Genomic DNA, 8,449 nt, shown 5'->3' on the forward strand with positions numbered 1-8,449 from the left:
CTACGCGGCCGCCCGTACGGCCTCGGTGATCGTCGGACGGGCGAAGGTGAAACCGGAGTCCAGCAGGCGCCGGGGGATCACCCGCTGGCTGGCGAGGACATCGCCGGCGAACTCGCCCAGGGCCAGCCGCAGGACGGGAGCGGGGACGGCGAAGACGGTCGGGCGGTGCAGGACACGGCCCATCGCGGCGGTCACCTCGCGGTTGGTGACGGGCTCGGGCGCGGTGAGGTTGACCGGGCCGGCCAGGTCCTCGGTGTCGATCAGATGGCGGAGGGCGGCGATGTGGTCGTCGAGGGCGATGAAGCTCCAGTACTGGCGGCCGTCACCGAGCCGGCCGCCCAGCCCCAGCCGGAAGACCGGGAACAGCCGCCCCCAGGCGCCGCCGCCGTGCGCCACCACCAGCCCGGTGCGCGGGTGCACGGTACGGATGCCGGCGTCCCGGGCGGGGGCGGCCGCCCGCTCCCAGGCGACGCAGACCTCCGGCAGGAAGCCCTCGCCGGGCGGCGCGCTCTCGTCCGTACGCCGGTCGCCGGTGTCCCCGTAGTAGCCGATCGCGCTGCCCGAGACGAAGACCCTCGGCGGGACGTCCAGGGACGCGAGGGCGGTGGCGAGGGCCGCGGTGCCCAGGACCCGGCTGTCGCGGATCTCGCGCTTGTAGGCGGCGGTCCAGCGGTGGTCGCCGACGCCGGCCCCGGCGAGGTGCACCACCGCCTCGCACCCGGCGAGCCCGGCCGTGTCCACCTCCTGGCGGACGGGGTCCCAGCGCACCTCGCCCGGGGAGGCCGGCGGGCGTCGTACCAGCCGTACGACGTCGTGTCCGTCGGCGCGCAGCGACCGTACGAGTGCCGTGCCGATGAGACCGGACGAGCCGGTGATCGCGATCCGCATGGGGCCATCCTGCCCCGGGCGGCGGCCGGGGAACGCGGCGGCGGGCGGGGTGTCGCGGCGCGCCGCCCGGACGGCCCGGGGTCACACGGGCCTGAAGCGGTACCAGAGGCGGGGGAGGCGTTCGGCGAGGGCCGTCTCGTCGTCGGGGTCCACATAGTCGCCGAGCGGTTCGCGGGGCGGCGGGGGCAGCCCGAGGTCGGGCAGGTCGGCGCCGGTCAGCTGCTCGTACGCGTCGTCGGCGGCGAACCCCAGCTCCTCCGCCTCGCCGTCGGCCTCCGCGTCGAACTCGTCGACGAGGACGGCGAGTTGGTCCGGGTCGTGCAGCGCGCCCTCGAAGACGGAGCGGCCCTGGCCGATCAGCCACGAACGGAAGTTGTCGAAGACGTCGTCGCTCGCGCCGTCCAGCATGATCGCGGCGGCGGCCCACAGGTCCCAGGTGTAGGCGCGGTTGTAGCGGGACTCGAAGTGGCGGGCGAAGTCCGTGACGGCGTCCGGGTCGAGGGCCAGCAGGCGTTCGGTCAGCGCCTCCGCCTGGTCCTCGGGATCGCCGTCGGCGGCCTCGCGGGCCCCGTCGATCAGCTCCCAGAACTCCGTCTCGTCCATCACCGCTCCAGCATCGGCCCTGCCGCCCCGGGCCGCACGCGGAACACGGGTGTCGCGCCAGGGGGAAACGCGTACGGGCGAAAACAAATACGACAGAAGGTGTCGGGTTTGGCTGTCAGGGTCGTCGCGTACGAGCGGGAACGAGCCGGAAGAGGTGCGAGGGACATGCAGACACAGGACACGACGGTGAAGGAAACGGCACGGTCGCTGGCGGGGCGGGTCGCCCTGGTGGCCGGGGCGACCCGGGGCGCGGGACGGGCCATGGCCGTGGAACTCGGCCGGGCGGGGGCCGTGGTGTATGTGACGGGCCGGACCACACGGGACCGGGTGAGCGAGGTCGGCCGCCCCACGGAGACGATCGAGGGGACCGCGGAGCGGGTGACGGCGGCGGGCGGCACCGGCATCGCCGTACCCACCGACCACCTGGAACCGGACCAGGTCAAGGCCCTCACCGACCGCATCGACCGCGAGCGGGGACGGCTGGACATCCTGGTCAACAGCGTCTGGGGCGGCGACCACCTGATCGAGTTCTCCACCACGCTGTGGGACCTCGACCTCGCCAAGGGACTGCGGATGCTGCGCCTGGGCGTCGACTCCCACCTCATCACCGGCCACTACGCGCTGCCGCTGCTGAACCGGCGTCCCGGCGGCCTGGTCGTCGAGATCACCGACGGCACCGCGGAGTCCAACCGCGCCTACCGCGAGAACCTCCCCTTCGACCTCACCAAGAACGCCCCGCACCGCATCGCCTTCGGCCTGGCCGCCGAGCTGAAGCCGTACGGCGGCACGGCCGTTTCGCTCACCCCCGGATTCCTGCGCTCCGAGGAGATGCTCGACCACTTCGGCGTCACCGAGGACACCTGGCGCGACGCGGTGACGAAGGAACCGCACTTCGCCATCGCCGAATCCCCCGTCTACATCGGCAGGGCCGTCGCCGCCCTGGCCGCCGACCCCGACCGGGCGCGCTGGAGCGGGCAGTCGCTCTCCAGCGGGCAGCTGGCGAAGGAGTACGGCTTCACCGACGCGGACGGCACCCGGCCGGACTGCGACGCCTACTTCGCCGAGGTGGTCTTCGGCGGCAAGGACGCGACGGCGGACGACTACCGGTAGCGGCCCGCGGCGCGGCGGGGCCGCACGGACTACCCGTACAGCTCCGCCGACCGCCGGGCGGCCTCGGCGAACCGCTCGCGCAGCGCCACCGGGGCCAGGACCTCCCCCTCCGGCCCGAGCCCCAGCAACTGGGCGAACGCCACATCGGTGCTCTCCACGGCCAGGGTGACGGTGAGCCCGCCCCGCTCGTCGCGGCCGTCCGCACGCTCGGCGCGCTCGATCGCCTCCCGGGCCGCGGCGGACTCCGTGACATGCGGCAGCAGCCGTATGCCCCGCTCCGACAGCCGGAGCACGACCTCCTCCCGCAGCAGCGAACGGACGAACTGCTCGGCACGCTCCGCCCAGAAGGCGGGCAGGTCGAAGGAGGCGTCGCGGACGAACCGGCTGCCGGTGGCGGCCACGGAGGCGAAGCGGTCCACCCGGTAGACACGGAAGGACGACGCGTCGGCTTGCTCCGGCGGGGCGCACACCCGCGCCGCCAGGTACCAGACCCCCGCCTTCAGCACGAGGCCGTACGGCTCCAGCTCGCGCCGTACCTCGGTGTCCTTGCGGCGGTAGCGGACGTCCAGGGCGCGGTCGTCCCAGACCGCGTCGGCCACCTCCGGCAGCAGCGCCGGTGTCTCCGGATCGCGGTACCAGCCGGGGGCGTCGAGATGGAAGCGCTGGGTGGTGCCCGCGGCGGCGTCCCGCAGCTCGGGCAGCAGCGCGGCGGAGACCTTCAGCCGGGCGGCGGACGCCGCGTCCGCCAGGCCCATCTCCCGCAGTGCGGAGGGCACCCCGGACAGGAACAGCGCCTCCACCTCGCTGCGGCCCAGGCCCGTCAGCCGGGTGCGGTACCCGCCGACGAGGCGGTAGCCGCCCGCACGGCCGCGGTCGGCGTAGACGGGGACCCCGGCCTCGGAGAGCGAGAGGACGTCCCGTCCCACCGTCCGCTCGGAGACCTCCAGCTCACGCGCCAGCTCCCCGGCGGTCATCGACGGCCGGGACTGGAGGAGCAACACCAACTTGATGAGCCGGGCAGCGCGCATGCCCTCATCATGCCGGGGGCCACCGACAACGCCCGGACCGCCCGCACGCCGACGCCCTCCCCTGCCGGGTCGTGGCAGGGGAGGACGGGGGAGGGTTTCCCGTGCGAGGACCCCGGGCGCGGTGGTCGGTCCCCGCACGGGAGCGGGGGGCGCCCCCGGTGCCGGGGACGCGTCGGGGGCGGAGGGCCCCCGGGGATCACAGGCCGTAGCGCGACCTGGCCTCCTTGACCGTCTCCGGCTTGACCTCGCCACGGCGGGCCAGGACGGCGAGGGTCTGGACGACGATCGAGTGCGGGTCGACACCGAAGTGGCGGCGGGCCGCCTCGCGGGTGTCGGACAGACCGAAACCGTCGGTGCCGATGGAGACCCAGTCCTGCTCGACCCAGGGGGCGATCTGGTCCGGGACGGCCCGCATCCAGTCGCTGACCGCGACCACCGGGCCGGGGGCCCCGGCCAGCGCGCGGGTCACGTACGGGACGCGGTCCTCGCCGTCGAGCCGGGCCGCGTCGCACTCCATGGCGTCGCGGCGCAGCTCGGTCCAGGACGGCGCCGACCAGACGTCCGCGGCGACGCCCCAGTCGGCCGCGAGCAGCCGCTGCGCCTCCAGGATCCAGTGGACGGCGGTACCGGAGGCCAGCAGCTGGAGGCGGGGCGCGTCCGCGGCGGCCGGGGCGGCCTCCTGGAAGCGGTACAGGCCCTTGAGGATGCCCTGCTCGTCCAGGCCCTCGGGCATGGGCGGCTGCACCTTGGTCTCGTTGTAGACCGTCAGGTAGTAGAAGACGTCCTCGGCGTCCGGACCGTACATCCGGCGCAGGCCCTCCTTGACGATCACCGCGACCTCGTAGGCGAACGCGGGGTCGTACGAGAGTGCCGCCGGGTTGGTGGAGGCGATCAGGTGGGAGTGGCCGTCCGCGTGCTGGAGGCCCTCACCGGTCATCGTCGTACGGCCGGCGGTCGCGCCGATGACGAAACCGCGGCCCAACTGGTCGGCCAGCGCCCAGAACTGGTCGGCGGTGCGCTGCCAACCGAACATCGAGTAGAAGATGTAGAACGGGATCATCGGCTCGCCGTGCGTCGCGTACGACGTGGCGGCGGCGGTGAAGTCCGCGAGCGAACCGGCCTCGGTGATCCCCTCGTTGAGGATCTGCCCGTTCTTCGCCTCCTTGTAGTACAGGAGCTGATCGCGGTCGACCGGGTCGTAGGTCTGGCCCATGGGGGAGTAGAGACCGGCCGACGGGAAGAGGGACTCCATGCCGAAGGTGCGGGCCTCGTCGGGCACGACGGGGACCCAGCGCCTGCCGGTCTCCTTGTCCCGCATCAGGTCCTTGACCAGCCGGACGAACGCCATGGTGGTGGCGATCTCCTGGGTGCCCGAGCCCTTCTTCAGCGCGTCGAACGCCTTGTCGGCGGGCATCGGCAGCGGCTTGGCGACGACCTTGCGGGCGGGCGCGGGGCCGTCCAGGGCCGCACGGCGCTCGCGCAGGTACTCCATCTCGGGGGAGTTCTCGGCCGGCCGCCAGTAGGGGACCAGGCCGTCCTCGAAGGCGCTGTCCGGGATCGGCAGCTCCAGGAGGTCGCGCATGGTGCGGAACTCCTGGGTGGTGAGCTTCTTCATCTGGTGGTTGGCGTTGCGGGACTCGAAGCCCGCGCCGAGGGTGTAGCCCTTGACGGTCTGCGCCAGGACGACGGTCGGCGCGCCCTTGTGCTCGACGGCCGCCCGGTACGCGGCGTACACCTTGCGCGGCTCGTGGCCGGCGCGGGAGGTCTGGAACAGCTCCAGCAGCTTGGCGTCGGAGAGCGAGTCGCCCAGCGCCCGCAGGGCCGGCTCGCCGCCGAAGAAGTGCTCGCGCAGATAGGCGGCGTCGCGGGTGGCGTACGTCTGGAACTGCGCGTCGGGGACCTCGCGCAGCCGGCGCACCAGCGACCCGTCGGTGTCCAGCGCGAAGACCTCGTCCCAGGCGCGGCCCCACAGCGACTTGACGACGTTCCAGCCGGCGGCGCGGAACTGCGCCTCCAGCTCCTGCACGATCTTGAAGTTGGGGCGGACCGGGCCGTCCAGCCGCTGGAGGTTGCAGTTGACGACGAACGTCAGGTTGTCCAGGCCCTCGCGGCCGGCCAGCGCCAGGGCGGCGGTCGACTCGGGCTCGTCCATCTCGCCGTCGCCGAGGAACGCCCAGACGCGGGAGCCGGAGGTGTCCTTGATGCCGCGGTGCTCCAGGTAGCGGTTGAAGCGCGCCTGGTAGATCGCGGAGAGGGGGCCCAGGCCCATGGAGACGGTGGGGAACTCCCACAGCCACGGCAGGCGCCGCGGGTGCGGGTAGGACGGCAGTCCGTCGCCGCCGGCCTCCTGGCGGAAGCGGTCGAGCTGGTCGGCGGTCAGCCGGCCGTCGAGGAAGGCGCGGGCGTAGATGCCGGGGGAGGCGTGGCCCTGGAGGTAGAGCTGGTCACCGGAGTCCTGGCCCTCCTTGCCCCGGAAGAAGTGCTGGAAGCCGGTCTCGTAGAGCCAGGCCGCCGAGGCGAAGGTGGCGATGTGCCCGCCGAGGCCGAGCCGGGAGCCGCGGGTGACCATGGCGGCCGCGTTCCAGCGGTTCCAGGCGGTGATCCGCGCCTCCAGCGCCTCGTCGCCCGGGTAGGCGGGTTCGGCGGAGGTCGGCACGGTGTTGACGTAGTCCGTCTCCAGCGGTGCCAGACGCGGCGCGCCGGCGTGCTCCAGGGTGCGGCGCAGCAGGTAGGCGGCGCGGTGCGGACCGGCCGCCCGGGTGACGGCGTCGAGGGACTCGCACCACTCGGCGGTCTCCTCCGGGTCGCGGTCCGGGAGCTGGTCGAGCTGGCTGTACGGCAGGCGCACGGGATCGGGCATGGGTGGCCCCTTTCCGGACAGAGAGAGTGCGGGCGCGGCAGGCATTCGGCAGGCAGGGATGTCGCGCCCCGCCGCGACCATACGCCTCTGATCGATGATCGATCAACGCCGATCAGAGGAATCACCGCAGGTCGGCACGGGGTGCCGCAAAACCGGGCACCGCGTGCCAGTACGTGGTGGGGTCACACGGTGTCCCCGGCGCCCTCCGTCAGACCCGCGGCGCGCAGCTCAGTACATGCGCCTTCAGCAGCGGACCGATCCTCGGGTCCCGCCGCCGGAACGCGTCGACCAGCTCCTGGTGCTCCTGGGCGTGCGACCGCGGCTCCGGGCTGAACCAGCGCATCGACAGCGTCGTCCACACCTCCACGCCCAGCGCCTCCCAGGTGTGCAGCAGCACGGAGTTCCCGGACGCCCGCACGATCTCCCGGTGGAACGCCACGGTGTGCCGCACCTGCGCCTCCCCGTCGCCCGTACGGTCCGCCTCCCGCAGCGCCGCCACCTCGCGCTCCAGCGCCGAGGTGTCCTCCGCCAGCCGGGCCGCGGACAGCTCCGCCGCCACCTGCTCCAGCCCGGCACGGACCGGATAGCTCTCCTTGAGATCGTCCGCGGTCAGATTCCGCACCCGGACGCCCTTGTTCGGTGCCGACTCGATCAGTTGCAGCGACTCCAGCTCCCGCAGCGCCTCCCGCACCGGCGTCTGGCTGACCTCCAGCTCCACCGCGATCCGCCGCTCCACGATCCGCTCGCCCGGCTGCCAGCGGCCGCTGACGATCCCCTCAAGGATGTGCTCGCGGATCTGCTCGCGCAGCGAATGGACGACGGGCGGGGTCATGACGTGCTCCTCGGCGAGGGTGGTGGTGACGGAGACGATACGGGGAGTCGCCACCCTCCGGGTGCCTCCGCGGGGCCCGGACGTACGTGGTTCTGCTCACCTTTCGCACGGTCCGCTCCCCGGGGACCGCGGCCGGCTCCGGGCGCCCGCCGGCCCCGGACACGCGAGTGGCCCCGCCCGGACGAATCCGGACGGGGCCACTCCCACCGCGCTGTCGGCGTGCCGCTCAGAGACCGATCTCGGTCTCGAACTCGGCGGCCTCCAGGATCTGCTTGACCGTCGTCAGGTAACGGGCGGCGTCCGCGCCGTCGACCAGACGGTGGTCGTAGGACAGGGCCAGGTACGTCATGTCCCGGACGGCGATGGTCTCGCCGAGGTCCGGGTGGTTGACGACCATCGGGCGCCGGACCGTGGCGCCGATGCCCAGGATGCCGACCTGGTTCGGCGGCACGATGACGGTGTCGAACAGGGCACCGCGCGAGCCGGTGTTGGAGACCGTGAAGGTCGCGCCGGCCAGGTCGTCCGGCGTGATCTTGTTGGAGCGGACCTTGCCGGCCAGCTCCGCGGTCTTCTTGGCGATACCCGCGATGTTCAGGTCGCCGGCGTCCTTGATGACCGGGGTCATCAGGCCCTTCTCCGCGTCCACCGCGATACCGATGTTCTCGGTGTCGAAGTAGGTGATGGTGCCTTCGTCGTCGTTGATCCGGGCGTTGATGACCGGGTGGGCCTTCAGCGCCTGGACGGCGGCCTTGACGAAGAACGGCATCGGGGAGAGCTTGACGCCCTCACGCTGCGCGAAGGCGTCCTTGGCCTGGGCGCGCATCCGCATGATCTTGGTGATGTCCACCTCGACCACGGAGGTCAGCTGCGCCTGGCCGTGCAGGGCCTTCATCATGTTGTCGCCGATGACCTTGCGCATCCGCGGCATCTTGACGGTCTGGCCGCGCAGCGGCGAGACCTCCAGGACCGGGGCCTTGGACACGGCGGCCGGAGCGGCCGGAGCCGCGGCCGGGACGGCGGCCTTGGCGGCCTCCGCGGCGGCGATGACGTCCTGCTTGCGGACGCGGCCGCCGACGCCGGTGCCCTTGACGGTGGCGAGGTCGACACCGCTCTCCGCGGCCAGCTTGC

Annotated in this window: 7 protein-coding genes; 1 reads left to right on the top strand and 6 read right to left on the bottom strand. The window is 73.0% G+C overall.

All coding sequences use genetic code 11. From position 1 onward, the window contains the following. A complete protein-coding gene (locus tag AC51EU_RS23800; RefSeq protein ID WP_496269089.1) occupies positions 1-888 on the bottom strand; it encodes a TIGR01777 family oxidoreductase in 888 nt (295 codons plus the stop codon). 81 nt (positions 889-969) lie between these two features. Next, complete coding sequence (locus AC51EU_RS23805; RefSeq protein WP_496269090.1) at positions 970-1,491, bottom strand: DUF4240 domain-containing protein; 522 nt, start codon at positions 1,489-1,491, stop codon at positions 970-972. 165 nt (positions 1,492-1,656) lie between these two features. Here AC51EU_RS23805 and AC51EU_RS23810 point away from each other — a divergent pair, with 165 nt between their 5' ends. After that, positions 1,657-2,601, top strand: a complete 945-nt coding sequence (locus AC51EU_RS23810; RefSeq protein ID WP_496269091.1) for an SDR family oxidoreductase — start codon at positions 1,657-1,659, stop codon at positions 2,599-2,601. A gap of 29 nt (positions 2,602-2,630) precedes the next feature. Here AC51EU_RS23810 and AC51EU_RS23815 read toward each other — a convergent pair whose 3' ends face one another. The 4 genes from AC51EU_RS23815 to AC51EU_RS23830 form a co-directional block, all read right to left on the bottom strand. After that, positions 2,631-3,629, bottom strand: a complete 999-nt coding sequence (locus AC51EU_RS23815; RefSeq protein ID WP_496269092.1) for a helix-turn-helix transcriptional regulator — start codon at positions 3,627-3,629, stop codon at positions 2,631-2,633. Positions 3,630-3,825: 196 nt separating this feature from the next. Next, positions 3,826-6,489, bottom strand: coding sequence for a pyruvate dehydrogenase (acetyl-transferring), homodimeric type (gene aceE / locus AC51EU_RS23820; RefSeq protein WP_496269093.1), 2,664 nt, complete (start codon positions 6,487-6,489; stop codon positions 3,826-3,828). A 208-nt stretch (positions 6,490-6,697) separates the two neighbouring features. Next, on the bottom strand, positions 6,698-7,321 hold the full coding sequence (locus AC51EU_RS23825) for a GntR family transcriptional regulator (RefSeq protein ID WP_496269096.1): 624 nt from the start codon (positions 7,319-7,321) through the stop codon (positions 6,698-6,700). Positions 7,322-7,547: 226 nt separating this feature from the next. Further along, a partial coding sequence (locus tag AC51EU_RS23830; RefSeq protein WP_496269095.1) for a 2-oxo acid dehydrogenase subunit E2 occupies positions 7,548-8,449 on the bottom strand: 902 nt, incomplete at its 5' end.

It is taken from the genome of Candidatus Streptomyces philanthi, from assembly GCF_059553635.1.